The organism is Agromyces chromiiresistens (assembly GCF_029167465.1).
GTDB lineage: Bacteria > Actinomycetota > Actinomycetes > Actinomycetales > Microbacteriaceae > Agromyces > Agromyces chromiiresistens.
Genome location: NZ_JARFNL010000007.1, coordinates 66753 through 91610, shown reverse-complemented (window position 1 = coordinate 91610; position 24858 = coordinate 66753). Strand labels below are relative to the sequence as shown.

General features: G+C 68.6%; 26 protein-coding genes. 8 read left to right on the top strand and 18 right to left on the bottom strand.

What is annotated here, in order from left to right; genetic code table 11:
• Positions 1-40: 40 nt before the first annotated feature.
• Complete coding sequence (locus PX701_RS17410; RefSeq protein ID WP_275507001.1) at positions 41-2662, top strand: ATP-binding protein; 2622 nt, start codon at positions 41-43, stop codon at positions 2660-2662.
• A gap of 13 nt (positions 2663-2675) precedes the next feature.
• Here PX701_RS17410 and PX701_RS17405 read toward each other — a convergent pair whose 3' ends face one another.
• Entirely contained in the window at positions 2676-3248 is a 573-nt protein-coding gene (locus PX701_RS17405; RefSeq protein WP_231429289.1) for a hypothetical protein, read from the bottom strand.
• Between the two features lie 76 nt (positions 3249-3324).
• Between PX701_RS17405 and PX701_RS17400 the strand changes: the two genes are divergently transcribed.
• The gene (locus PX701_RS17400; RefSeq protein WP_275507000.1) at positions 3325-4038 is read left to right on the top strand and encodes an IclR family transcriptional regulator; all 714 of its coding nucleotides are present in this window, start codon (positions 3325-3327) and stop codon (positions 4036-4038) included.
• A gap of 78 nt (positions 4039-4116) precedes the next feature.
• On the opposite strand, the gene PX701_RS17395 is transcribed toward PX701_RS17400, so the two are convergent.
• The 7 genes from PX701_RS17395 to PX701_RS17365 form a co-directional block, all read right to left on the bottom strand.
• Complete coding sequence (locus PX701_RS17395; RefSeq protein ID WP_275506999.1) at positions 4117-6030, bottom strand: FAD-binding monooxygenase; 1914 nt, start codon at positions 6028-6030, stop codon at positions 4117-4119.
• A 247-nt stretch (positions 6031-6277) separates the two neighbouring features.
• Complete coding sequence (locus PX701_RS17390; protein ID WP_231429286.1) at positions 6278-6649, bottom strand: hypothetical protein; 372 nt, start codon at positions 6647-6649, stop codon at positions 6278-6280.
• 71 nt (positions 6650-6720) lie between these two features.
• Positions 6721-8214, bottom strand: coding sequence for an MATE family efflux transporter (locus tag PX701_RS17385; RefSeq protein ID WP_275506998.1), 1494 nt, complete (start codon positions 8212-8214; stop codon positions 6721-6723).
• Positions 8215-8389: 175 nt separating this feature from the next.
• Entirely contained in the window at positions 8390-9313 is a 924-nt protein-coding gene (locus PX701_RS17380) for a methyltransferase family protein (protein ID WP_231429284.1), read from the bottom strand.
• On the bottom strand, positions 9306-9833 hold the full coding sequence (locus tag PX701_RS17375; RefSeq protein WP_231429283.1) for a putative immunity protein: 528 nt from the start codon (positions 9831-9833) through the stop codon (positions 9306-9308). Before PX701_RS17375 ends, PX701_RS17380 begins: the two co-directional genes overlap by 8 nt.
• A 68-nt stretch (positions 9834-9901) precedes the next feature.
• Positions 9902-10189, bottom strand: coding sequence for a DUF1905 domain-containing protein (locus tag PX701_RS17370; protein WP_231429282.1), 288 nt, complete (start codon positions 10187-10189; stop codon positions 9902-9904).
• A gap of 13 nt (positions 10190-10202) precedes the next feature.
• Entirely contained in the window at positions 10203-10583 is a 381-nt protein-coding gene (locus PX701_RS17365; protein WP_231429281.1) for a DUF1761 family protein, read from the bottom strand.
• Positions 10584-10662: 79 nt separating this feature from the next.
• Here PX701_RS17365 and PX701_RS17360 point away from each other — a divergent pair, with 79 nt between their 5' ends.
• Positions 10663-11301: a TetR/AcrR family transcriptional regulator gene (locus PX701_RS17360; RefSeq protein WP_275506997.1), complete on the top strand. Its 639-nt coding sequence runs from the start codon at positions 10663-10665 to the stop codon at positions 11299-11301.
• 100 nt (positions 11302-11401) lie between these two features.
• On the opposite strand, the gene PX701_RS17355 is transcribed toward PX701_RS17360, so the two are convergent.
• Positions 11402-11854 carry a YdeI/OmpD-associated family protein gene (locus PX701_RS17355; protein WP_275506996.1) on the bottom strand — a complete coding sequence of 151 codons (453 nt, stop codon included), beginning with the start codon at positions 11852-11854 and terminating at the stop codon, positions 11402-11404.
• Positions 11855-11934: 80 nt separating this feature from the next.
• Between PX701_RS17355 and PX701_RS17350 the strand changes: the two genes are divergently transcribed.
• Positions 11935-12300 carry a cupin domain-containing protein gene (locus PX701_RS17350; RefSeq protein WP_275506995.1) on the top strand — a complete coding sequence of 122 codons (366 nt, stop codon included), beginning with the start codon at positions 11935-11937 and terminating at the stop codon, positions 12298-12300.
• 66 nt (positions 12301-12366) lie between these two features.
• Here PX701_RS17350 and PX701_RS17345 read toward each other — a convergent pair whose 3' ends face one another.
• Positions 12367-12936, bottom strand: a complete 570-nt coding sequence (locus PX701_RS17345) for a dihydrofolate reductase family protein (RefSeq protein WP_231429277.1) — start codon at positions 12934-12936, stop codon at positions 12367-12369.
• A 259-nt stretch (positions 12937-13195) separates the two neighbouring features.
• Between PX701_RS17345 and PX701_RS17340 the strand changes: the two genes are divergently transcribed.
• Positions 13196-13633 (top strand): hypothetical protein, encoded by a 438-nt coding sequence (locus PX701_RS17340; protein WP_231429276.1) that lies wholly within the window; start codon positions 13196-13198, stop codon positions 13631-13633.
• Between the two features lie 37 nt (positions 13634-13670).
• Here PX701_RS17340 and PX701_RS17335 read toward each other — a convergent pair whose 3' ends face one another.
• The 4 genes from PX701_RS17335 to PX701_RS17320 form a co-directional block, all read right to left on the bottom strand.
• Positions 13671-14258, bottom strand: coding sequence for a GNAT family N-acetyltransferase (locus tag PX701_RS17335; RefSeq protein WP_231429275.1), 588 nt, complete (start codon positions 14256-14258; stop codon positions 13671-13673).
• A gap of 473 nt (positions 14259-14731) precedes the next feature.
• Positions 14732-16414, bottom strand: a complete 1683-nt coding sequence (locus PX701_RS17330; protein WP_275506994.1) for an MDR family MFS transporter — start codon at positions 16412-16414, stop codon at positions 14732-14734.
• A gap of 83 nt (positions 16415-16497) precedes the next feature.
• Positions 16498-17163, bottom strand: coding sequence for a response regulator transcription factor (locus tag PX701_RS17325; protein ID WP_231429267.1), 666 nt, complete (start codon positions 17161-17163; stop codon positions 16498-16500).
• A complete protein-coding gene (locus tag PX701_RS17320; RefSeq protein ID WP_231429266.1) occupies positions 17160-18359 on the bottom strand; it encodes a sensor histidine kinase in 1200 nt (399 codons plus the stop codon). The genes PX701_RS17325 and PX701_RS17320 overlap by 4 nt, the downstream gene beginning before the upstream one ends.
• A gap of 176 nt (positions 18360-18535) precedes the next feature.
• On the opposite strand from PX701_RS17320, the gene PX701_RS17315 reads away from it, so the two are divergent.
• The 3 genes from PX701_RS17315 (at position 18536) to PX701_RS17305 (ending at position 21265) form a co-directional block, all read left to right on the top strand.
• Positions 18536-19234, top strand: coding sequence for an ABC transporter ATP-binding protein (locus tag PX701_RS17315; protein WP_231429265.1), 699 nt, complete (start codon positions 18536-18538; stop codon positions 19232-19234).
• Positions 19231-20532, top strand: a complete 1302-nt coding sequence (locus PX701_RS17310) for an ABC transporter permease (protein WP_231429264.1) — start codon at positions 19231-19233, stop codon at positions 20530-20532. Before PX701_RS17315 ends, PX701_RS17310 begins: the two co-directional genes overlap by 4 nt.
• A 271-nt stretch (positions 20533-20803) precedes the next feature.
• Positions 20804-21265, top strand: a complete 462-nt coding sequence (locus PX701_RS17305) for a hypothetical protein (protein ID WP_231429263.1) — start codon at positions 20804-20806, stop codon at positions 21263-21265.
• A gap of 356 nt (positions 21266-21621) precedes the next feature.
• On the opposite strand, the gene dnaB is transcribed toward PX701_RS17305, so the two are convergent.
• The 4 genes from dnaB to PX701_RS17285 form a co-directional block, all read right to left on the bottom strand.
• Positions 21622-22995 carry a replicative DNA helicase gene (gene dnaB / locus PX701_RS17300; RefSeq protein WP_275506993.1) on the bottom strand — a complete coding sequence of 458 codons (1374 nt, stop codon included), beginning with the start codon at positions 22993-22995 and terminating at the stop codon, positions 21622-21624.
• A gap of 547 nt (positions 22996-23542) precedes the next feature.
• Positions 23543-23995: a 50S ribosomal protein L9 gene (rplI, locus tag PX701_RS17295; RefSeq protein ID WP_231429261.1), complete on the bottom strand. Its 453-nt coding sequence runs from the start codon at positions 23993-23995 to the stop codon at positions 23543-23545.
• A gap of 11 nt (positions 23996-24006) precedes the next feature.
• On the bottom strand, positions 24007-24267 hold the full coding sequence (gene rpsR / locus PX701_RS17290) for a 30S ribosomal protein S18 (protein WP_231429260.1): 261 nt from the start codon (positions 24265-24267) through the stop codon (positions 24007-24009).
• Between the two features lie 68 nt (positions 24268-24335).
• Positions 24336-24854 carry a single-stranded DNA-binding protein gene (locus PX701_RS17285; RefSeq protein WP_231429259.1) on the bottom strand — a complete coding sequence of 173 codons (519 nt, stop codon included), beginning with the start codon at positions 24852-24854 and terminating at the stop codon, positions 24336-24338.
• Between the last annotated feature and the right edge of the window lie 4 nt (positions 24855-24858).

The window sequence follows — 24858 nt, the reverse complement described above, 5'->3', positions numbered from 1 at the left end:
CGCCCACCCGAACCGGCCCCATGACACGTACGCTGCTGTCATGGGGCTGTTCGAGCGCGAGCCCGAGCTCGCGACGCTCCGCGACGGGGCGCGACGCATCGAAGAGGGCGGCCGCGTCGTCACGGTGACCGGTGATGCCGGCGCCGGCAAGACGAGCCTCATCCGCGCCGCGTTCGGCAGTGCACCGGCCTCGGGGCCGCGCCTGCTCCGCGGCCTCTGCGATCCGCTGACCACGCCCCGGCCGCTCGGCCCCATCGCCGACGCGCTGGGCGAGCTCGATGCGATTTCGCGGCCCGGCGGCTCGAATGTCGCACCGGGCGGTGGCGCGACATCCCCGCTCGACGGCGAAGGCGCGTTCGTCGCGGCGGTCGCCGACCGCGCGACGGTACTCGTCATCGAGGACGCGCAGTGGATCGACGCCGCCTCGGTCGAGATGCTGCGCTACCTCGTGCGCCGCATCGACGCGCTGCCGGTGCTGCTCATCGTGAGCTACCGCGACACCGTCATCGGTGTCGGGCATCCGCTGCTCCCGCTCCTCGGCGACGTCGCTCGACTCGAGACGGCGTCGTCGATCACGATGCAGCCGCTGTCGGTCGCGTCGGTCGCAGCCGTGCTCGCCGGTACCGGGGTCGACCCGGGCCGCGCGCACGAGCTCACGGGCGGCAATCCCTTCTACGTCGGCGAGATCGCGCGACATCCCGACCAGCGGCTGCCGTCGACGATCCGCGACGCGGTGCTCGCGAGTACCACCGCGCTCGACGGTGACGACCTGGAGACCCTGCAGCTCATCGCCTCGGCACCCGACGCGCTCGACGACCGCCTGTTGCCCGGACTCGGCATCGGCCTGCCGCAGTTGCGTCGCCTCGAGGCGACCGGGCTCATCGTGCGAGCCCGGCGCGGCATCGCGTTCCGCCACGAACTCGCCCGGCTCGCAGTGCTCGACTCGGCCGGACCGGGCGGCGCGAGCCTGCTGCACCGACGGCTGCTCACGGCCCTCGAGGCGCTCGGCTCGAACGACTACGCGGTGCTGACGCACCACGCGGAGGCGGCCGGCGACGACGCCCGCACCCGGCGATACGCGGCCCTCGCCGCCGACGTCGCGACGCGCACCGGGTCGCACTCGGAGGCGGTCGCCTTCCTCGAGCTCGCACTCGCACACCTGGGCGACGAGCGCACTCACCGCCGCGAGCGCGCCGAGATGCTCGAGCTCCTCAGCACGGAGCAGTACATGGTGTCCCGATTGCCCGAGTCGATCGCGTCGATCGATGCGGCGCTGCGGCTCCGCGAGCAGCTCGGCGACCGCGAGGGCGCGGCAGCCGCGCACGACCGGCGCGCCGTGGTCGAGTACTACTCGGCGCGGCGTGCCGCCGCCGAGCACCATGCCGAGCTCGCGGTCGCGGCGAGCGACGGCACGCCGAACGGGCCGTCGGCGCGTGCCACGCTCGCCTATCTCGCCTACCGGCGCCACGACCTCGCCGCTGCCCGCGCCATCCTGCTCGAGGCCGAGCACGATGACGACGCGCCGGCCGGCCCGCACGACGACCCCGCCGCGATCCGCTTCGCCATCACCGAGGCGGCCGCCGCTCTCGTCGAGGGCGAGCCGTCCGGCCGTCCCCGGCTGCTGCTGCGTGCCGCGCAGGCACTCGACCGCTCGCTCGACGAGGTCGGCACGACGGCGTTCTCGAATCTGGCTGCGATCGACATCGAGTCGCGCCGCTTCCGCGAGGCCGAGGCCGTGCTCGCCCGTTCGATCCCGCTGACCGTCGAACGCGACATCCCGATCTGCTACCAGTGGCAGACGGGCATGCGGGCACGGCTCCACTTGCTTCGCGGACACTGGGCCGCGTCCGCCGAGGATGCCTCGAACATCCTCGACGAAGGCAGTGCGCCGCTCGCCTCGGTGTGGCCGAACCTCGTGCTCGGGCTCGTCGAGCTGCGAACGAGCGGTGACGACGCGACGGTCTCCGAGCACCTCGACACCGCATGGGAACTGGCGCTCGAGCTGGGGGAGTCGCTCATGATCCTCGGCGCCCTCGCCGCGATCGCCGAACGCCGGTGGATGAGCGGCGGCGCCGATGCGCGGCTCGACGAGGCGCCGGCCCACCTCGGCGCCGCCGCCTCACTGCCGGGCATGCAGTGGGCGATCGGAGAGCTCATGGTCTGGCTCGCCCGCGTCGGCCGGGCCGTCGATGCCGATGCGAGCGGGCTCGCCCGCATCGCCGAGCCGCACCGGCTCGAACTCGCCGGTCGCCACGCGGAGGCGGCCGCGGCCTGGCTCGCACTCGGTTCGCCGTTCGAGGCGTCGCTCGCCGAGCTGCACGGCACCGACCGGGAGGCGGCGATCGGCGCCCTGATCCGGCTCGAGGAGATGGGCCTGGATGCCTCGGCGGCACGCGCCCGCACCCTGCTCGCCGATCGAGGCATCGAGGGGCTGCCCGCGCAGCGCAGGGCGAGCACCCGGTCGAACCCCTCGGGCCTCACGAACCGCCAGCTCGACGTCGCCCGCCTCGTCGCGAAGGGGCTGACGAACGCCGAGCTCGCGACGAGCCTCTACATCTCGCCGAAGACGGCCGACCATCATGTCTCGGCGATCCTCGCGAAGCTCGGACTCTCGAGCCGGCGCGAGATCGCCCGACGGGCCGCCGAGTTCGGCATCGACTGAGCGACCGGCTCGTTCACCGCTCCACGTCGGGTCGGCGGCCCTTCCGGGCCGCCCGCCGGGCCGCGACGCGCCCGAGCGAGAGCGTCTCGGCCTTGCGCATCATCTCGGGCTCGAGCTTGACGTACCCGGCGCTCTGGACGCCGATGGCGACGGCCCCGCTGACGAGGATGACCACGCCCGCGATCCAGCTGATCTGCCAGAACGCCGCCACCGTGCCGACGCACGCGGCCGCCATCGCGACCCCCCGGGCGAAGCCGACGCTGCGCGCGCGGCTCACGCGGTGGCGGTACGCCTCCTGGCTGCCGAGCAGCATGAGCATCGCGAGCAGCGGAATGGCCAACGCGAACGAGATGACCGTCACGAGCCCGAGCGGGGGAAGGTCGTCGCTCCCGATGTACGGCTGGACGATCACGACGCCGAGGCCGATCAACCCGCCGTACATGAGCGTGTTCTGCCGGATCAATTCGTCGGCGAGGCCCGGCTCCTTGAGGAGTTCGCCCGTGATCGCCTCGTCGTCGCCCATGCCGAGCGGGTCGCCGGCCGCCGGCTGCCCGCTCGACGGGGACTCGTCACCGTGTTCGGTCATCGACGTCAGTCTCGCACCCGAGGGGTCGTCGGCGCCATCGTCCGATGATCGAGCAGGTCGTTCTAGTATCGGACGCATGGCGGCAGACATGAAGGCGGCGCAGGCGGGGTCGCAGACCCTCAGCCGTGGCATCCGGATCCTCGAGATCCTGGCCGATGCCGACCGCGCGCTCTCGATCGACGAGGTGGCCGCCGAACTGGGCGTGCACCGCTCGGTCGCCTACCGCCTGCTGCGTACGCTCGAGCACCACGGGCTCGCCTCGCGCGACGCCGGGGGGCGCATCGTGCTCGGGGCCGGGCTGGCCGCACTGGCCGCCGGGGTGCAGCGCGACCTGCAGCAGCTCGCCCTGCCCGAGCTCGCGGAGGTCGCCGAAGAACTCGGCATGACGTGCCTGCTCGCCGTGCTGCTCGACGGCGACGAGGCCGTGACGCTCGTGAGCGCGTCGCCGCGCCGGACGGCCGCCGTGTCGTACCGGCCGGGGCACCGGCACCCGATCACGCGCGGAGGCCCCGGCAAGGCGATCCTCATGGGCTTGCCGGAGTCGCGCTGGCCCGACGACGTGCCCGAGGCCCTGCGCGCCGAGATCGCCGAGAGCCGTGCCCGCGGGTACACCGTGAGCCACGACGAGGTGGTGCCGTCGCTGCGATCGGTCGCCGTGCCGCTCAACCTGCCCGGGCAGCCGCCGGCGGCGATCGCCGTCATCCACGTGTCGTTCCCCCGGCCCGAGGCCGAGCTCGCCGAGCGGCTGCTCGTCGCCTCGGCGAACCTGCGGCGCGCCTCGGGCGCCTGACGACTCGGCCCTCCGCGCCCCGAGAGTGCACTCGCCGCCCGCATCCGGGCCACGAGTGCACCTTCGACGGGCCCGGGTTCAGCGCTCGAGCATCTGCCCCGCGAAGAACTCGCCCAGCTCGGCCGTCGCCGTGAGCGGCAGCACGTGCGCGACGTACCCGTCGGGGCGCACGACGACGACCGCACCGTCGCGCGAGATGCCGCGCTCCTCGAAGATGTCGGTCGGGCACCAGACGCTCGGTCCGGCGGCGAAGACCTTCTCCCAGTCCATCAGCGCGAGCGGACCGGTCTTCGGCCGGAACGCCTCGGGCGCCCGGGTGATGTCGAGCTCGTCGTGCCGCTGCTGGTAGATCGCCTTGACGTCGAACACCGCGTCGACGTCGGCACCCGCCGGCGTGAACCGCGACACCGGTGACTCTGGTGTGGTCGCCATCCACTCGGCCCAGTCGGTGAGGGCGGATGCCTCGCCCGCGGCCGGCGCGTCGGCGAAGGCGTAGACGCGCCAGCGGCCGTCGGCCTTGGCGTGGTGGCCGAGGTGCACGACGTTGCCGTCGCACACGAACGACACCTGCGACGACTTGAACCGCTTGCCGATCGGGAACCCGGTCGCGAGCTCCTGGTGCGCGGCGTCGCCCGTGATCATCGAGGGCCCGTACTGCGTCATGAACCCCGACGGGAACTCGGCCGTGCCGAGGTAGAACGTCGCGAGCTCCTGCGGGTCGGAGATCTCCTCGGGCTTGCGCGCCATGAGCGACGACCACTCGCGGTCGAAGTCGATGAGCTGCTGCGCGACGGGCTGCCGTTCGGCCGAGTAGGTCGAGAGCAGCGACGCCGGCGCGAGCCCCGAGACGACCGAACCGAGCTTCCAGCCCAGGTTGAAGCCGTCCTGCATCGAGACGTTCATGCCCTGGCCGGCCTTCGCGCTGTGGGTGTGGCAGGCGTCTCCGGTGAGGAACACCCGCGGCGAGGCATCCTCGTCGTCGTTCGCCCGGTCGTCGAAGTGGTCGGTCACCCGGTGGCCGACCTCGTAGACGCTGAACCACGCGACCTGGCGCACGTCGAGCGTATACGGGTGCAGGATGTCGTTGGCCTTCGCGATGATGGCCTCGATCGGCGTCTTGCGCACCTCGTGGTCGTCATCCTCGGCCACGGCCCCCAGGTCGATGTACATGCGGCTGAGGTACCCGCCCTCGCGAGGGATGTGCAGGATGTTGCCCGCCTCCGAGTTGATCGCGCACTTCGTGCGCCAGTCCGGGAAGTCGGTGTTCACGACGACGTCCATGACGCCCCACGCGTGCGACGCCATGGCGCCGATGTGCTTGCGGCCGATCGCCTCGCGCACGCCGCTGCGCGCGCCGTCGCAGCCCGCGACGTACTTCGCGCGCACGGTGCGCTCCTCGCCGGCGCGCTCGCCCGCGGTGTAGCGCACGCGCACCTCGACGGGGTAGCCCGACGCCGCGCCTTCGCTGCCTTCCTCGTGCACGGTGAGGCCCGTGAACTCGATGCCGTAGTCGGGCACGATGCGGCCGGGCCCGTGGGCGGCGGCCTCGGCGAAGTAGTCGAGCACGCGCGCCTGGTTCACGATGAGGTGCGGGAACTCGCTGATCTTGTAGCCGTAGTCCTCGGTGCGCGAGGTGCGGATGATGTTCTGCGGGTCGGCGGGGTCGGGGCCCCAGAAGTTCATGTAGCCGATGTTGTACGCCTCGGCGATGATGCGCTCGGCGAAGCCGAACGCCTGGAACGTCTCGACGCTGCGCGGCTGGATGCCGTCGGCCTGGCCCAGCACGAGCCGGCCATCTCGGCGCTCGATGATGCGCGTGACGACGTCGGGGTACTGCGAGAGCTGCGCCGACAGCAGCATGCCCGCTGGCCCCGAGCCGACGATGAGCACGTCGATCTCGTCGGGCAGCTCCTCGGGGCGGTCGATGCCGACCCCTGCGGCCGGGAGCACCCGGGGGTCGCCGGACACGTAGCCGTGGTGGTGGAACTGCACGGTGGGCTCCTCACGTCGTCGTGACGAGGCACCCGGCGGTTTCGAGAGATGGATGCCTCGCGTTGTTCGATATTCGAACGTGCTATTCGTTTATCGCGCGAGGCAATGGTAGATCGCGACGCGACGCAGCACAAGCCGGGTGGCGATCAGCGCCGGGCGACCGATGCGGTCGGGCTCGGCGACGTTCGTCACCTCAGTGGAGGAACCGGGTCGCGGCGGGTGGTCGGGCTTCCGTTCGGGCTTGCGGTCAGCGGGAGCGGGCGAACCGGCTCGCGCCGATGATCATCGCCAGGGCGGCGCCGACCGCCGACACGAGCGGCACCGCGACCACCGCGAGGGCGATCGTGTTGGGGCGGAATCGCAGTCCATCCGGTCCGCCGATGTACGCCCCGATCGGCACGGCGTAGCCACCGCCACCGCCACCGCTGCCCTCACCCCGACCGGCCGGGGTCTTCTCGGTCTCCGGCATGTCGCCGGAGCCCTCACCCCCGCCGAACCCGAAGGCCACGAGCGCGACCGGAACGAACTCGCGCCCGTCGATCGTCGACTTCTCGCCGTACGCCACCTTCGCGCCCCACCTGGGCACCGAATCCGCCAGGTTCTCGATGAGCTTCGTCATGCGCTCGACGGTACGCGCGTTGCCCGCGCGCGGCTAGACCCACCGCGAGGTCCGGAACGCGATTGCGCTGGTCAGCGGGTCTCGACGTTCGACGCGAGGTCGGGATCCTGATCGTCCTCGGCGGGCCGATGGACCGGCACCGATCCGGTCACGACGGCGTCGACGGTCATCGACCCGTCCACGGGCCCGATGACCGCGACCGGCGTGGTCGGAGTGGCCGCGAGCGGCTCGACCGGCAGCCGCCCCAGACGACGATGCTCGCGGACATAGGCGGGAATGAGCAGCGCGACCGAGCCCAGCCACGCGAGCGGGTTGCTCAGCACGACGCCGACGAAGCCGAATATCGACCCCAGCACGACCGCGGCCGCGACGCGCATCACGAGCTCGATCACCCCGGTCACCGTCGGCACGACGGTGTAGCCGAGCCCCTGCAGCACTCCTCGCAGGATGAACAGCACGCCGAGCAGCGAGTAGGTGAAGCCGTCGATGGAGAGCATGAGCGCGGCGGCGTCCACCACGTCGTTCGACCCCTCGCCGACGAAGAACCGCACGAGTTGCTCGCCGAACATGATCAGCAGGGCCCCGATCGCCACGGCTGCCCCGATCGACATCCAGGTCGCCTGCACGACGCCGCGACGAACGCGGTCGGGGCGCTTGCCGCCGAGGTTCTGCGCGGCGAACATCGAAGCTGCGAGGCCCAACGACGAGAGCAGCGCGACCGCGATCGACTCGACCCGCGATCCCAGCGTGAACGCGGCGACCGCGTCGGCGCCGAGCTCGTTGAGCGCCACCTGCACGGTGAGCGTGCCGATCGCGATGATCGAGGTCTGCACGCCCATGGCCATGCCGATGCGCAGGTGCTCGCGCAGCTCGACGCGCGACACCCTCCAGTCGGAGCGGCGCAGGTGCAGCACGGGCAGGCGGCGGCGCACGTAGAGGAGGCAGAGGGCGACCGAGACGGCCTGCGCGACGACCGTCGCCCACGCCGCTCCCGCCACGCCCCAGCCGAGCGGGCCGACCATGACGACGACGAGGCCCACGTTCAGCACGCACGCGATCGTGAGGAACACGAGCGGCGTGCGCGAGTCGCCGAGCGCCCGGATCACAGCGGAGAGGTAGTTGAAGAACATGACCGCGGCAGCCCCGAGGAAGCTGACCTGCGTGAACACGGTCGCCTCGGCGAGCAGCTCCTCGGGGGTCTGCAGCAGGCGCAGCGTCGGTTCGGCGAGGAACGGGGCGGCGATCGTGAGGCACGCGCTCATCGCGGCGGTGAGCATCGTGCCCGTCGCCACCGAGCTGCGCACCGCGGCGGAGTCACCGGCGCCGAAGGCCTGCGCCGTCGGGATGGCGAATCCCGAGGTCAACCCCCAGGCGAATCCGAGCAGCAGGAAGAGCAGCGACCCCGTCGCACCGACCGCGGCCAACGAGTCGATGCCGAGGTAGCGCCCGACGACGATCGCGTCGGCGACCTGGTAGAGCTGCTGCACGACGTTGCCGATGAGCAACGGCGTCGCGAAGACGAGGATGACGCGCCAGGGGGCGCCGGTGGTGAGGGAGGTGGTCATGGGGCTCTCGGCGGGTCTCTGCGGGGGCTTCAGATGTTTGCGTTGCCAAGGAGCCTATCGAACCGATTCGATGCGGGTGGCCCGGGTCGGGAGATCACGACACGCGAATCGCACGGCCAGGTGCGCGGGTCACAGCCTCCCGGGAACGAGCGGATCGAACTCGGTGCGGTCGACGTCAGGTGCGGGAGACTTCGAGTGGCGTCCCCGAGAACCGCGGCACCCAGCACCGCACCGCCGCGCGGTACCGGCGGAACTCATCGCCGATTCTCGCTTCCATCTCGGCCTCCTCGAGCGGGCGCACGACGAAGTTCCAGAACAGCCCGCCCGCGACCGCGTAGGCGACGACCAGCCACGCGCCGAGCATGAGACCGACCGCGACCCCCTGCGTGATGCCCGCCAACGCCATCGGGTTGCGCACGAAGCGATACGGCCCGGTGATCACGAGCCGGTTCGCGGTCGCCGCGGGCAGCGGAGTGCCGGCGCCGCGGGTCGCCATCGCGACCGCCGACCAGATGCCGAGGCCGCTCGCGAGCGCGAACACGAAGGCACCGAACGGCAGCAGCCAGCCGGGCGTGGGCACGGCCAGCCCCCACCGCACTTCGAGCCAGGCGATCACCGCCGGCACGACTCCGAGCAGCAGCCCCCAGAAGACCACGATCTGCACGGCGGTCGCCGCGAGGTGTGCGACCGTCTTCGCCGACTCGTCCGCCCGGCGGAATCGGAACGGCCCGACGAGCATCCACTCGGTCGGCACGCGTCCCAGCACCATCAGGCAGAGAGCCACCACGGATGCCACGGACGCCGCGCCCATGAGCAGGACACCCCAGCCCGCCTCGGTGCTGAGCGTCGCGTACACCGTGAGACCCGCGGTGACGATCAATGTCCACCCTGTCGCGACGAACGCCGCCGCGCGCACGCCGCACGCAGCGACCGCCGAGGCCCCGACGAACAGCGGGAGGTCGAGCACGGCGACGACCATGGGGTCGAGCCCGCCGAGCGTGGCGCCCCGCACGACGGGCACCGTGAACACCGCGAGCCACCACGCCAGTCCTGCGACCGCCTGCACCCCGAAGTACGCCCGGCCGAGCCGTTCACTCATCGAAGACGTTCCAGCAGATCGCGCTGCGGCGCCGCTGATCGTCGAGCACGAGATCGCGGATGGCCGGCGGCAGCCGGTCGCGCTGCCAGTCGCGCTCGGCGAGCCGCGCCCGCTCCGAGGCATCCCCGTCGTCAACGGGTGCCGCGGCCGTGGCCGCACGGATCGCATACGCCGCCGCCCCGAGCTCGTGCTCGGCGACGTGCGCCACCGCGACCGCCTGCCCGACCGACAGCGCAGCGAACTTCACGGGATCGGGTCGGCCTCGGCCCGCGGCGTTCGCGTGGAACGCCGCATGATGCGCCTCGCGCATCGGCACCTCGCCGCGCACCCACCCGCGTGCGACCTCGAGCACCTCGCGCGGCCGCGGGTCGTCGGGCTGCGCGTCCTCGAAGAGGGGCAGCACGTGCTCGGCGCACGCGATCGCCCACTCCGCGAGCAGGTGGTGGTCGTCGTCGCTCAGGGTTCCGCCACGACGGATCGTGATGAGCCGCGGATCACGTTCTTTCGGCAGGATCGGCACCTGCCATTCCTACCATCGCGTCGGCGCGGCCGGCGGCGCACCGTCGCGGGCGCCGCGCCCCGCCGCGCTCAGCTGAGACGGCGGGTGAGGTGGACGGTGACCGAGTCGCCGTCGGTCTTGCCGATGCGCTTGCGGACGGCCGCGGAGACCGGCAGCTTGTGGGTGCCGTCGCCGAGCGCCATGAACGCGCCGCGGAACGGCTCGCCGTCGATCGTGCCCTCGACCTTGACGAGGCCGCGGGTGTCGAAGATCGTCGCCGAGTCGGGCAGCTGGGCACAGGTCCAGGTGTCACCCTCGCGCACCTTGCCGAGGGTCGAGGTGAAGGTGATGTCGAGCGGTCCGCTCGTGTCGGTCATGTCGTTGCTCCGATCAGGTGAAGGCGCCGACGAGGGCGCCGATGATGACGAGCTTGAGCAGCCAGTCGGTGAAGTGGACGAGCGCGACGGGGATCGGCGTGTTCTCGTGCACGACCGACCCCAGCAGGAGGACCGCCGGCAGTGAGGCCAACGCCAGTCCGAGCACCGCGCCGGCCGCCGCTCCGTGCCAACCGCCGGCGAGCATCAGGCCGAGCACGAGCAGGGACATGACGAGGCTGCGGAGGACGACGAGCAGCATCTGGACGACGACCGGGATGCCTGGGCGAGGGGTGCTCCGCGCGCCGATGAGCCGGGAGACCGGCGGAATCGCGTAGAGCACCGCGCTTGCGATGAACGAGACGACCGTGGCGAGGGCGACGCCGAGGAGTGCCATGCGGTCCCCTTTCAGTACTGGTGAGTACTCAGTACGGTACGCGCCTCGTTTTAGTCCTGTCAAGTACTAAACTGGAACCATGTCGGTTCCCACTTCTGCTCGCGGGCGTCCGCCCGGGCTCACCGGCTCGGCACTGCTCGCCGAGGCGCGGGCCGTCTTCCTCGAGCGCGGCTACTCCGCCGCGACGATGGACGAGGTGGCCGCGCGTGCGCGAATCTCGAAGAGCTCGTTGTATCGGGAGCATCCATCGAAGTCGGCGCTCTACCGCGCGGTGGTCTCCGACTGGGCGGCCTCGGGTCGCGGCGCGATGCGGCCGGCGCTCGACCGGCTCGCGCAGGCGCCCGATGTCGAGCACGGGCTCGTCGAGCTCGGTGAAACGCTCCTGCGCGCCATCCTCTCGCCCGACGTCGTCGCCATGCGACGACTGGTCATCAACGAGGCGAAGACGCAGCCCGAGGTCGCGGCCATCTACTTCGAGGAGAGCTGGCAGCGCAACGTCTCCGACCTCGCGGACACCTTCGACGACTTGCGTCGAGCGGGCGCGCTGAAGGCCGACGCCCCCCGGGCGGCTGCCGAGGAGTTCACGTGGCTCGTCGTCGGCGCCCCGCTGAACGCCGCTCTGCTCGGCGTCGAGGCCGAGCCGGCGGCGGATGCCTCGGCGAGAGCCGTCGCGCTCTTCCTGGCGCGCTACGGCGAGCCGGGCCGCCACGTGCCGTGAGCATCGAGCGCCCGGTTGCCGTCGGTGTCGCCGTCGACCGCCGGCCGCGGTGACCGCGTCAGTGCGTGGAGCCCTCATACACGCGGGGCGGGCGGACGGGTCAGTCGGTCGCGGAATCGCGCAGCTGCGCGAGGAGCTTCTCGACGCGGCGCGACCGGGTGTCGGCCCCCTTCGCCTGGCCGATCACCCGCGCCTGCTGACGACGCCGGCTCACGGTGAGAGCGTCGAACGCGGCTCGAGCGGTCGGGTCGGCATCGAGCGCCGCGGTGAGCTCCGGCGGCTCGTCGACGGTGATCGGCTCGTCGTCGAGCGCGAGGCCGATGGTGACCTCGTCGCCGACCTCGGCCCCGGTCGCCGCCCGGTTCGCGTTGCTGAAGCCGATGAGGTTGCGTCCGAGCATGATCGCGAGACGGGTTCGCCACGTGTGACCGTTGATCGTGACCACGACACGCGGTCGCTTGCCGCCTCCGAGCCCGTCGACCACCTCTGGCGGCACCTCGAGCCCGCGCATCTTCTCGTGCGGTTCGACGATCGAGGTGAACTGGAGTGCCATGCGGCCATCCTGCCGCAGGGCCTCGTTCAACGACAGGGATGTCTCCGCGACATCCCTGTCGCCGTCGTAGGCTCGTTGGAGTGAGCGATGAAGTGCGCAACCTCAGGGCGGCCCTCGCCGCCGTGCCCGAGCCGTGGCAGCCGCACCGGCTGACGAGCGTCAACGACTACGACGTGAAGGTCGTGAAGCTCCTCGGCGAGTTCGTGTGGCACAGCCACCCCGAGACCGATGAGCTCTTCATGGTGCTGAGCGGTGAGCTCACGATCCAATTGCGCGACCGCGACGTCGTGCTCGGCCCCGACGACGTGTTCGTCGTGCCGAAGGGGGTCGAACACTGCCCGCGCGCCGACGCCGAGGTGCACGCCGTGCTCTTCGAGCCGCACGGCACGGTCAACACCGGCGATGCCGGCGGAGCGCTGACGTCACCGCTGCGCGAGCTCGACTGAGGCCATCGCCTCGGACCGCGACCGCGACCGCGCGCCGAGGTTCTCCGCGCTCTCGGATCGGGGTCGTCACGCCGTGACTCGCGCGGGCCGGTATCGCATGGCGACCACGCCCGACCGGAACTCGTGGCGATCGACGAGCTCGAGCCGGATGCGTTCGCGCAGGCCGGCGAGCAACGTCGGCCCGTGCCCGGCGAGGACCGGCTGCACGACGAACACGTACTCGTCGATCAAGCCGAGGTCCGCCAGCGCCAGGGGGAGCGTCACGCCACCCACGAACAGGCCCTCGCCCGGCTCCTGCTTGAGCCGCTGAACCGCTCGCCCCACGTCGCCTCGCACGAGTTCAGCGTTCCAGTCGACGCCGCTCAGCGTGCTCGACACGACGTGCTTCTTCGCCCGGTCGATGGTCTCGGCGAACGGGATCTCCCACTCGTCCATCCAGTCGGGCCACGTGCCCGTGGCGGGCCGCCGCCACGCCGCCTCCATCATCTCGTAGGTCACCCGTCCGAAGAGCAGGGCGTCGGCCCGTTCCATCTCCTCGGTCCAGTAGCGCATCGACTCCTCGTCGGGAGGGAGCCCTGCCTCGTGATGGCAGCAGCCGTCGAGAGTCACGTTGATCGAGTATCGAAGGGGTCTCATCTCGTCGCTCTCCCTGATGCGTGCATCGCGCCTTCGCCGGACCGTGCTGAGACCATTGTCGGCGGTATTCCTCATCGGCGCCCGTTCCCCTCCTCCTTCCGTATGTCCGGCGCTGCGTTTCGGGCGCTTCCTGCACGGCTTCGTGCGCTGTCGGGCGATCGGGCCAGCTCGATCAGGATTCGAGAAGCGCCGCGGTGCTCGATTCCGTACCGTGAAGGCAGATCGAATTTGACCGGAAGACATCGAGAAGGAGCAACCCATGGCTACGACAAAGACCGACGGACTCTCCGCCGACGAACGCGCCGCCGTCAAGCAGCGCGCGGCAGAGCTGCGGGCCGAAGCGAAGGCCGGCAAGACGCGGGAGGCGGGCGAGAAGGCGATCCGCGAAGCGATCGCCGCGCTGCCCGATGACGACCGCGCGATCGCCGAGGGCATCGACCGCATCGTGAAGGATGTCGCGCCGCAGCTGTTCCCCAAGACCTGGTACGGGTTCCCGTCCTACGCCGACGCGAACGGCAAGATCGTGGTCTTCTTCAAGCCCGCGTCCAAGTTCGAGTCGCGCTACGCGACGCTCGGTTTCGAGGAGGCCGCCCAGCTCGACGACGGCGACATCTGGGTGACCTCGTTCGCGCTGCTCGCGCTCACCCCCGAGACGGAACGGCGCATCACCGAGCACATCCGCAAGGCCGCCGGCTGAGACCGCCACTCGGCGAACCGACCGGGCGAGCCCGGCGTCAGCCGTGGGCCGGTGCGACCGTCTTGCGCATGACGGTCTTGCTCTTGCCGATGTGCCGCTCGAACGTGAATCCCGCCTTCTCGAACATGGCCCTCGTGCCGTTGTGGAGGAACGACGACGACGTCCGCTTGCCGGGGGCGAGCTCGTTGGGGAACGAGACCACCTCGCCCCCGCCGGCCTGGGCGATCAGCTCGAGCGCGCCGTCGAGCGCTTCTCGTGCCACTCCCGACCGTCGATGGTCGCGGTCGACGAAGAAGCAGGTGATGCGCCACGGCGCCGGCGTGGTCTCGCCGGCGTCGTACTGCTTGCGGTGGTAGATGTTCGGCAGTTCGACCGGACTGCCGTACTCGCACCAGGCGATCGCGTCGTCGCCGTCGAAGACGAGCGCGGCGTGCGCGACGCCCTCCGCCACGAGTCGCTGCTTGAACGTCGGCCGGTCGTAATCGTCCTTGACGGTGCGCTCCGTGTCGCCGTGGAAATACGAGCAGTAGCACCCGCCCCAGACCCCGTTGTGCTTCTGCGCGAGCGCCAACCACGCCGGGAAGGTCTCGGGAGTGAGCGGCTTGATCACGTGCGACGTCGTCACTCCCGTCTCACCCGCCACACGTCTCGGCCCGTGCGGCGGCCCGCCGATCCGAGACTCGCCATCGCTCGCGGAAGATGGCTGGCGTGCCTCCGCTCGGGACGTCCTGATCGGCCATGGCAGACTCCTCGCGTCGTGGTGCCAGTCTGCCGACGACTGCGATGTTCGACAAGGTCGGCCGGCACGCCGATCTGCGGGCGTGCGAGTCGGATCGGGCTGCCATTGTCGATGCGGCCGGCAACGCCGCGACGACAGGTTGCGCGAGAACCGGCTGTAGGTTCCGCGCGAAGATGTCGCCGAGGCGCAGAATCCACGGTATTTGTCCGGGCCTGAGCGGGTGGGATTCCACGGAAGATGGCAAGTTCCTACACACACCGAAATCTGCGCCGCGCCCCGCAGGGGATCCCTCAAAGGGAGCGAGTGACGCCGGCTAGGCAATCTGCTTAGCCGGATCCCACAGACCGCGATCGACCGGGTCATTCGCGTTTGTCGCCCGTACCGGTCTGACCTGTCCTTGACGTGCTGCCTGCGTCGGTAGGTCCGGTGTGGAGCGCATCGGTGTCGACGCTGACGAGGCCGGGTGCGGCCAACCCGCCGGTGACGGCTTCGCGCACAGGGTGTGCGTCAGCGTCTTCATCGAGTGAGGCGCGCAGCGGAACTTCCTTGATGAAGAGCACGAGCACGAGGCCAACGAGAACCATCGGGATGAGCGTGGCGAACACCGGGGTGAGGGCGTCGTTGTAGGAGCCGACGATGACCTCCCTGATCTGGTCGGGGAGATCGCGTACGGCCGCGGGGGTGAGGGAGTTGAGGTCTCCGGCATCGCCACCGCCGGCAGGCATGTTCTCGGTGAGCAGGTTCGTCAGGTTCGCGGTGAAGAGGGCACCGACGATCGCGCCGCCGAGGGATGCGCCGATTTCGCGGAAGAAGTTGTTCGCGGCGGTGGCGGTTCCGACCTGCCGGTCTGGGAAGGAGTTCTGGACGATTAGGACGAGGATCTGCATGCCCAGGCCGACGCCGAGTCCGAGGACGAACAGGTAGCTCATCAGCACCCAGAGCGGTGTGTCGACGGTGAGTGTGGAGAGGAGCCACAACCCGATGCCGAGGCCGACCATGCTGCCGATCGGCATCCACTTGTACCGGCCGGTCTTCGCCGCGAGCTGCCCGGTGGTGATCGCCCCGGCCATGAGACCGACAATCATCGGGATCAGCATCAACCCGGACACCGTTGCGTTCACCCCGGTAACCATCTGCAGGTAGGTGGGCAGGTAGGCAATCGCCCCGAACATGGCGATCCCGATGAAGAGACCAGCGATGGTGGCGAGAACGAAGTTGCGCGACTTGAACAGAGAGAGCGGAATGATCGGTTCCTCGGCCTTGTACTCGGCGAGGACGAACAGTGCCGAGAACACGGTCGCGATCACGATCAGCCAGATGATGATCGGAGAGTTCCACTCGTACTCGGTGCCGCCCCACGACGCTACGAGGATGATCGAGGTGACCGCGATGGCCATGGTGAGCACCCCCCACACATCGAACCGGACTTTGGAGTCGTGCTTAGGGAGTTTCAGGAAGAATGCGGCGAGAGCGATGGCGGCGATGCCGAGGGGGATGTTGATCCAGAACGCCCACCGCCAGCCGACGGACTCGGTGAACCAGCCGCCGAGGAGCGGGCCGACAACGGCGGACAGTCCGAAGACGGCACCCATGATGCCCATGTACTTGGAGCGCTCTCGGACGGGAGCGACGTCGGCGATGATCGCCTGCGAGAGGATCATGAGTCCGCCACCGCCAAGGCCCTGGATCGCGCGGGCGATGATCAGCCAGGTCATGTCCTGGGCAAAGCCTCCAACGATCGACCCGACCAGGAAGATCGATAGCGCCCCGATGAATAGGCCCTTACGCCCGATGAGGTCGCCCAGTTTGCCGTAGATCGGCATCATGATCGTCGACGCCACTAAGTAGGCGGTGGTCACCCACAGCATGTGGTTCACTCCACCGAGCTCACCCACGATGGTCGGCAGTGCGGTAGAGAAGATGGTCTGGTCCAGGGAGGCCAGCAGCATCGCGACCAGCAAGCCGGCGAAGATCGGGAGGATGTGGCGGGAACCGCCGGCCTGGTCAACAGTGTTCGCGTCGGGTCGGGAAGAGTGAGTCACCCGTCTATGCTCTGACGGAGCTCTCGGGTGCACGTCCCCCAGGTGCGGCATCTTGACGTACTGCGTTCGCAGTATGCGGGTATCTATCCACCCGGGGTCAGTAGACCGGTCTCGTAACCGATAATCACCAACTGGGCGCGATCATGAGCGTGAAGCTTGGTCATCACTCGGTTCACATGAGTCTTCGCAGTGTGCGGGGAGATGAAGAGCTCCTCCGCGATCTCGAGGTTGGACCGGCCCCGAGCGACCAGCAGCAGCACCTCGCGTTCCCGATCGGTCAGTTCGGCCAGCTCTGGGATGGTTTCAAGGTTGGGCTGCGCTGGAACATTCACGTACCGCGTGATCAGGGAACGGGTAGCGGTCGGCGACAGCAACGCGTCGCCCGCGTGCACGGCGAGAACCGCCCGGACGATGTCGTCGGGCTCTGACCCTTTGCCGATGAACCCGCTCGCGCCGGCGCGCAGCGCCGCGACGAGGTACTCATCTTCCTCGAACGTGGTGAGAATCAGCACCCGGGTGTCGGCTAGGTCGGGGTTCGCGCAGATCTGGGCAGTCGCGGCGATGCCGTCCATGCCGGGCATCCGGATATCCATCACGATCACGTCGGGCCGCAGCCGGGCGGCCTGGTCGACGGCATCGACGCCGTTCACTGCCTGCCCGGTGACGGTGATGCCGTCTTGGCCCGTGAGAATGTCGGTGACGGCCTGCCGGATCAGGGCTTGGTCATCGACGATCAGCACATCGATCACGTCGCGTCCTCCTTCTTCAGCGGCAGAGTAGCGCTGATCTTCCAGCCGCCGAGTATGGGACCGGCCTCAACGGTTCCGCGCACCGACGCGACTCGTTCCCGCAACCCGATCAGCCCTACTCCAGTACCGGTCAAGGGGGCGCTGGGCTGGTCGCCGGCGGGGTTGGTAACCACGATCCGCAGGTTGTCCGGTCCAACCTCCAACAGCAGGTGGGCACGGTGCTCGGTGCCGTGCTTGTGGGCGTTCGTGAGTGCTTCCTGAATCACCCGATACGCCACAAGTCCCACAACACCAGTGACGTGCGTGGTCGCTCCGTCGATGCGAGTGTTCACCTCCAGGCCGGTGCTGCGGAACTGGTCTAGGAGGTCGGGAAGCTGCTCGAGCCCGTATTGAGGAGCCGGGACGCCATCGGCCGGGTCGTCGGCACGGAGCATAGTGAGCAGACTACCGATCTCGCCGAGAACGGTCCGAGCGGCTCCGCGGATCGTGCCGAGCGCCGTTGCCGCCCGGGCGGGGTCATCTCGCAGCGCGGAAGAAGCGACTCCCGCGTTCAGGCTGATGACTGCGATCTGGTGGGCGACCGCGTCATGCAGATCACGGGCCAGGCGCAGCCGCTCCTCGGTGACGCGGCGGCGGGCCTCTGCATCCCGGGTCTGTTCGGCGCGTTCGGCGCGCTCCGTGATCGCCGCAATATATGCCCGACGTGACCGGGCACCGTCTCCAGCGGCGGAGGCGAACGCGACCGCGAACACGAACTGGAACACCCGCGGGTCAAAGACACTCCCGGGGGCGGCCGGAATGCTCAACACGAACACCACCAGCACGGTGAGCCCCCCGATGAGGACCGTGGCTCGTCGGGTGGACCGGTTCGCTACTCCAAACATCGCGATCGCCACGCTCAGCCCAATGCCCGGCGACAGCAGCCCGATCCACGCCGCCGTCCCGTACAAGACGAGGCACACGATGAGCACGGCGAGTGGCCATCTACGCCGGAATGGCAACACAACCGCCGGCAGGATCACCAAGACCGTCGCCGCCCAGTTGTCGGGTTGGAACTCATCACCCGGGAAGGGTGCGAACGCGGCGGCGACGATCAGCGCTGCGGCGATCAGATCCCCCGCCCACGCCGGCATCGCCGGATGCGGTGAAGCCGGCACCTCCGCCACCGTCACGGGGCGATCCGGATCTCTGGTCACCCTCCCAGTGTGGCGCGACCAGACCCCACAGACGTCACCTTCTCAGGGGATCCGGAAATACCGCATCCGCGGTATGAGAGTGTCCGCGTCAGAGTGACGCGCGTATCGGGTGTGCCCGGAAGGCTGGAGATACCCAGACCATCCGACGGCCCCGCGGGGCATCACAGGAGCGATTCATGAGTATCCCGATCATCCTCGCCGACGACGTGCACAAGTCGTACGGGCGCGGCCAAACCCGTTTCGACGCCCTCAAGGGGGTGAGCTTCGCCATCTCCGAAGGTGAATCCATCGCGATCCTCGGCAAATCCGGCTCCGGGAAATCCACCTTGATGCACATCATGGCCCTCCTCGACGCCCCGTCCAGCGGTCGCATCAAGCTCGAGAACGTCGACACCCGTACTTTGAAGGGCCGCCGGCTCAACCGCACCCGCAACAAGACCTTCGGGTTCGTGTTCCAGCAGTTCTTCCTCATCCCCAACGCATCAGTGCTCGACAACGTCACACTGCCGCTGAAGATCGCCGGCGTCGGTGCGGCAGAACGCAAGCGCCGCGGCATGGCAGCGCTCGAGCAATTGGAACTCGCCGACAAGGCCAAGAACAAGGCCATCAACCTATCGGGCGGGCAGAAGCAACGCGTCGTGATCGCCCGCGCCCTGGTGAACAACCCCCGGATCATCTTCGCCGACGAACCCACCGGCAACCTCGACTCCAAGACCGGAGCCGTCGTCGAAGACATCCTCTTCGAGCTGAACCGGGAACACGGCATCACCCTCATCGTCGTCACCCACGACGAAGACCTCGCCGCCCGCTGCGACCGGCAGCTGCGCATCCGCGACGGCCTCCTCATCGACGACACTACGGAGGTAGCGGCATGAAGGCCCTCGACCTGATCGGCTCCGCGGTCTCCAACACGTTCCGATCCAAGACCCGCACCATCCTGACGATTTTGTCGATCTTCATCGGCGCATTCACCCTGGCTATCACCAGCGGCCTTGGCACAGGTATCAACAACTACATCGACGACACCATCTCCGGAGTCGGAGCCTCCGACGCGATGACTGTCACGAAGACCACCGAAAACGCTGGCGACCCCCTCGCCGGAGGCGGCGAACCGGCCGAATACGACCCCGACGCCGTCTCCGCCGGCATCCCTGGGATGACCGTCACCGCCCTCACCCCCGACGACATCGAAACCATCGAGGGCATCGACGGGGTCCTTTCCGTCGACGCGCAGCGGAACATCAACCCTGACTTCATCCAATTCGATGACGGCACTCAGTACGTCGCGAGCGTCGGCGCCCTCGTTGCCGGGCAGACCACCGTCCTCGCGGATGGCTCCGCACCCGATGACGACGCGACGGAGTACGAAGTCGCGTTGCCGCAGGCGTACGTGGAACCGCTCGGATTCGACAGTGACGCTGACGCGATCGGACAGACCGTGACGATCGCGATCACCGACGCGGTGCGCACCCAGCACACCATCGACGCGACCGTCGTCGGTGTCACGGAAGAGGCCCTCGCGTCCCCGACGGGCTCCAGCATCCTCATCAACACCGCGCTCACCGACACCCTGTTCGACGCACAGTCCACCGGCATCCCCGCAGACGAAGCGGACCGGTACTCATCCGCGACCGTCTGGTTCGACCCAGACGCAAGCGCGGACGACATCGAAGCGCTCAAGGAGCGACTCGCCGACGCCGGCTTCACCGGCACGACCATCGATGACCAGCTCGGCACAATCACCACCGTCATCGACGGGATCGTGCTCGTCCTCAACGCGTTCGCGATCATCGCACTGCTGGCCGCGGCGTTCGGGATCGTGAACACCCTCTACATGTCCGTTCAGGAACGGACCCGGGAGATCGGACTCATGAAAGCCATGGGCATGGGCAGCGGCAAGGTCTTCGGCCTGTTCAGCCTCGAAGCTACCTTCATCGGCTTCCTCGGCTCCGCGATCGGCGCGGTCATCGCGATCGCAGCCGGCACCGGGCTCAGCTCCGTACTCTCGCAGACACTACTCGCCGACCTGCCAGGGCTCACGCTGATCGCGTTCGACCCGGCATCGATCGTGGGAATCATCCTGCTGGTCATGGCGATCGCGTTCCTCGCTGGCACTCTGCCCGCCGCACGGGCCGCGAAAGCCGACCCCGTCGACTCACTTCGCTACGAATAGCCGCTATGGGGTGCTCGGCAAACCCCGAGCACCCCACCAGCTCCGCAATCGATCACGTCCCGAGGAGGTGATGTCAGCATCAACTCACTAGAAGAGCACGCGGCGTCGGTCTGAGAATCGAAGGATAATCACGACTTTTCGTTGCAGTCCAGCTCCTCCATGACACCACCCGAAACCCGAGCGATCCGCACCCGCAGCAACAGATCTGACTCCGATTTCCCTCGACACCGCAGACCGCCCTCACCCACATCGAACAGATCGGACTGGAAACATGAAACACAAGACCGCTACGTTCCTCCTCGCATCCGTGGTCGGCGCAGTCGCAGTGTTCGGGCTTACCCTGCTCATCTACGGAACCTTCTTCCAGGACTTCCTCGAAGGTTTCAGCGAGCTATCCCCCGAAACCACGGAGCTGATCTCCAGAGACAGCATCAACATCGTCGCGATCATCATCGCCAACCTCGCTCACGGCGTATTGCTGGCGACCGTCATCACCTGGGGCAAGTTCTACACACCGCTACGCGGTGCGACCGCAGCCGCCGTCGTCGCATTCCTCACTGAGGTGTACTTCCTGTTCACCCAGTACGCGATCTTCAAAACCATGGACCTTGTCTCCGCGATCGCCGACACCATCATGTGGACCATCGTCAACGCCATCGTCGGCGCCCTCCTCGGCTGGATCCTCGCCACCTCAGCTCGCAAACGAGCCGCGCCCGCAGCCATACAGGAGTAGCCGCCGAGGACAGGATCGCGTGATAGGCAGGGGCACGCGCCACGCGCCGGCGAGGGTGCGCTCGGGCACACTCAACGCGATCACCCCGCAGCCAGCCCGCCACACCGCCGTTCAAGCCCCTGGAGAATGAGGGCCCGTTCACCCTGACTGGTGAAAACGCCCGCACAGATGCGTCTACTGCAAAGGCACGGTCGACTCATCTATGGGACCCACGGAAGGTGGCAGAAATGCCATCTTCGTGTGGAACCCTAGGACGGGCCGGAATCCGCGGTAGTTGTCACTAATGACAGGTAGGTGACAAGTACTCGCGGAAAATGACATCTTCCCGCGGAACCTACACCGGCGAAACGGCCCGGCTACACCTGCACCATGTCGGCGAACCGCGAGAAGTGCCCGTGGAAGGCGACCGTGATCGTGCGCGTCGGACCGTTTCGGTGCTTCGCCACGATCAGGTCGGCCTCGCCGGCACGGGGGCTGTCTCGCTCGTAGGCGGCCTCGCGGTGCAGCAGGATGACCATGTCGGCGTCCTGCTCGATCGAACCCGACTCGCGCAGGTCGCTGATCGCGGGCATCTTGTCGGCGCGCTGCTCGGGGCCACGGTTCAGCTGCGACAGCGCGATGACTGGCACCTGCAACTCCTTCGCGAGCAGCTTCAGCGCACGCGAGAACTCCGACACCTCTTGCTGGCGGCTCTCGACGCGCTTGCCGCTCGTCATGAGCTGCAGGTAGTCGATGACCACCATCTTGAGTCCGACGCGCTGCTTGAGCCTGCGGCACTTCGCGCGGATCTCGACGAGCGTCATGTTCGGCGAGTCGTCGATGTAGAGCGGGGCATCGTTGATGCGACCGCGGGTCGAGGCGATGGTGGTCCAGTCGCGCGAGTCGACGGTGCCCTTGCGCATGTTCTGCAGCGGCACGGATGCCTCGGCCGACAGCAGGCGCATCGCGATCTCGCTCTTGCCCATCTCGAGGGAGAAGAACACGGCAGGCAGGTCGTTCGTGATCGCCGCAGCCCGAGCGAAGTCGAGCGCGAGCGTCGACTTTCCCATCGCGGGTCGGGCGGCGACGATGATCATCTGCCCGGGGTGGAAGCCGTTGGTCAGGTCGTCGAGATCGGCGAAGCCGGTCGGCACGCCGACCATCTTGCCGTCGGTGTGCTTCGCGGCCTCGATCTCGTCGATCGCGACACCGATCGCGTCGGAGAGGGGCACGTAGTCTTCGGTCTCGACCGAACCGGTGACCGAGTAGATCTCGGCCTGCGCGTTGTTGACGAGGTCGACGACCTCGCCCTCGCCCTGGTAGCCCATCTGCACGATGCGGGTGCCCGCCTCGACGAGGCGGCGCAGCAGCGCGCGTTCGGCGACGATCGAGGCGTAGAAGCCGGCGTTCGCCGCGGTCGGCACGAGGCTCGTGAGCCTGTGCAGGTACTCGACGCCGCCGGCGCGCTGCAGGTCGCCCGTCTTCGTGAGCTCGTCGGTCACGGCGATGACGTCGGTCGGCTCGCCGTGCGAATAGAGCGTCAGCAGGGCGTTGAAGATGACCTCGTGCTTGGGCACGTAGAAGTCGACGCCGCGGATCGTCTCGATGACGTCGGCGACCGCGTCTTTCGAGAGCATCATGCCGCCGAGCGCGCTCTGTTCGGCGAGCAGGTCGTGCGGCGGAACGCGTTCGCCCCGTCGGGCTCCCTCGTCGTCGACCGGTTCGGCGAGCCCGATGTGCGCGATCGACAACTTGGTGACCTCCGATTCGGCTCGGGCGGGCGAGCGACCCGCGCCCGCTCTTCAGCCTCGCCGTGACCACTGACATGGACTCGGCGACCGCGAGAGAACCATCTGATCGAGGGACGCTGCTTCACGATATGGAAGGCTCGTCCACAGCACAAGCCAGCCTGTGGATAACTCTGGGGAGAATCTGGGCGAAACGCCGACCAACATGTGCACTCAGCCTGTGGACAACTGTGGAATTCTTGTGAATTACACGGGTTGAATTCTGACTTGATCAGGGATTCAAGAATTCCACACCTGTGGGGGAGAACTTCTTTTCGAGATCTTCACACACGGTTCTCCACCTGTGTACAACCATCTCAGGAAACCCGCATGCGGGGTTGCGGCCGACCATCGAACGGGTGTAGAAAACGCGACCCTTCCGACGGTCTCCGAGCGCCCCGCCACGGGGGACGCCGACGCCGTGCCGCGCCCGCCCGAGGCATCCCCGAAAACGACGAAGCGGCGGCCGGGAGCCGAAGCTCCCGACCGCCGCTCGCGATCGTTGCGAAGGCTACTTCGCGGCGACCACCTGGAGGGTGATCGTCGCGGTGAGCTCGTCGTGCAGACGAACCGTCGCCTCGTGGTCGCCGACCGACTTGATCGGCGACGGGATCTGGATCTTGCGCTTGTCGACCGTGCCGAGGCCGGCGGCCTCGACCGCAGCCGCGACGTCCGACGTCTTGACCGAGCCGAAGAGACGGCCGCCGAGGCCGGCCTTGACGGCCAGCCGGACCTTGCCCTCTTCGAGCTTGGCCTTGAGGGCCTGAGCGTCTTCGAGCGAGTGCAGCTCGCGAGCGGCACGCGCCGCCTTGATCTGCTCGACCTGCTTCTCGCCACCGCGGGTCCACGGCGTGGCGAAGCCCTGGGGAACCAGGTAGTTGCGCGCGTAGCCGTTCTTGACCTCGACGACGTCGCCGGCCGTGCCGAGGCCGGTGACCTCGTGCGTGAGAATAACCTTTGCCATTGTCGTGCTCCTTAGCGGCCGGAGCCCGAGTAGGGCAGGAGGGCCATCTCGCGCGCGTTCTTCACGGCGCGGGCGATGAGGCGCTGTTCCTGCACGGAGACGCCGGTGATGCGACGGGCACGGATCTTGCCGCGCTCCGAGATGAACTTGCGAAGGGTGGCGACATCCTTGTAGTCGATGACGCCGACCTTGATGGACTTCGCGGGGGCGGCGTTCTTCGCGCCCTTGCCGCCGCGAGGCTTGCGGCGGTCGCCGCTGCTCTTTCCAGCCATTTCTGATCCTGTCTAGATGTTGCGGGTGTCGGTGGGCGGCCCGGCCGCCTCACTCACCCGCGTGAGTGTTAGAAGGGCGTCTCGTCGCCGTAGTTGGTGCCGGGGGTGTTCCACACGTCGCCGCCGCCGCCCTGAGGGGCGGAAGCGGGCGCGCTGGGAGCCCACGCGTCGTCGGACTGGCCGCCCCCGAAGGAGCCGCCGCCGCCGACCGCACCGCGGTTCGACTGCGCTCGAGTGACCTGGGCGGTCGCGTACCGGAGCGAGGGGCCGATCTCGTCGACCTCCAGCTCGATGGTGGTGCGCTTCTCGCCTTCCTTCGTCTCGTAGGAACGCTGCTTGAGACGCCCGGAAGCGATGACCCGAGAACCCTTGGTGAGCGATCCGGCGACGTGCTCGGCGAATTCACGCCAGCAGCTCGCGCGCAGGAACAGCGCTTCACCGTCCTTCCACTCGTTCGCCTGACGGTCGAACGTACGAGGAGTGGAGGCGATGGTGAAGTTGGCAACCGCCAGACCGTTCTGCGTGTAGCGCAGCTCGGGATCTGCAGTGAGGTTGCCCACCACGGTGATGATGGTCTCGCCGGCCATGGGG

Coding starts and splice junctions, on each gene's coding strand:
- PX701_RS17410 (WP_275507001.1), top strand. CDS start 41: ATGGGGCTGTTCGAGCGCGAGCCCGAGCTCGCGACGCTCCGCGACGGG.
- PX701_RS17405 (WP_231429289.1), bottom strand. CDS start 3,248: ATGACCGAACACGGTGACGAGTCCCCGTCGAGCGGGCAGCCGGCGGCC.
- PX701_RS17400 (WP_275507000.1), top strand. CDS start 3,325: ATGGCGGCAGACATGAAGGCGGCGCAGGCGGGGTCGCAGACCCTCAGC.
- PX701_RS17390 (WP_231429286.1), bottom strand. CDS start 6,649: ATGACGAAGCTCATCGAGAACCTGGCGGATTCGGTGCCCAGGTGGGGC.
- PX701_RS17385 (WP_275506998.1), bottom strand. CDS start 8,214: ATGACCACCTCCCTCACCACCGGCGCCCCCTGGCGCGTCATCCTCGTC.
- PX701_RS17380 (WP_231429284.1), bottom strand. CDS start 9,313: ATGAGTGAACGGCTCGGCCGGGCGTACTTCGGGGTGCAGGCGGTCGCA.
- PX701_RS17370 (WP_231429282.1), bottom strand. CDS start 10,189: ATGACCGACACGAGCGGACCGCTCGACATCACCTTCACCTCGACCCTC.
- PX701_RS17365 (WP_231429281.1), bottom strand. CDS start 10,583: ATGGCACTCCTCGGCGTCGCCCTCGCCACGGTCGTCTCGTTCATCGCA.
- PX701_RS17360 (WP_275506997.1), top strand. CDS start 10,663: ATGTCGGTTCCCACTTCTGCTCGCGGGCGTCCGCCCGGGCTCACCGGC.
- PX701_RS17355 (WP_275506996.1), bottom strand. CDS start 11,854: ATGGCACTCCAGTTCACCTCGATCGTCGAACCGCACGAGAAGATGCGC.
- PX701_RS17345 (WP_231429277.1), bottom strand. CDS start 12,936: ATGAGACCCCTTCGATACTCGATCAACGTGACTCTCGACGGCTGCTGC.
- PX701_RS17340 (WP_231429276.1), top strand. CDS start 13,196: ATGGCTACGACAAAGACCGACGGACTCTCCGCCGACGAACGCGCCGCC.
- PX701_RS17315 (WP_231429265.1), top strand. CDS start 18,536: ATGAGTATCCCGATCATCCTCGCCGACGACGTGCACAAGTCGTACGGG.
- PX701_RS17310 (WP_231429264.1), top strand. CDS start 19,231: ATGAAGGCCCTCGACCTGATCGGCTCCGCGGTCTCCAACACGTTCCGA.
- PX701_RS17305 (WP_231429263.1), top strand. CDS start 20,804: ATGAAACACAAGACCGCTACGTTCCTCCTCGCATCCGTGGTCGGCGCA.
- rplI (WP_231429261.1), bottom strand. CDS start 23,995: ATGGCAAAGGTTATTCTCACGCACGAGGTCACCGGCCTCGGCACGGCC.
- rpsR (WP_231429260.1), bottom strand. CDS start 24,267: ATGGCTGGAAAGAGCAGCGGCGACCGCCGCAAGCCTCGCGGCGGCAAG.
- PX701_RS17285 (WP_231429259.1), bottom strand. CDS start 24,854: ATGGCCGGCGAGACCATCATCACCGTGGTGGGCAACCTCACTGCAGAT.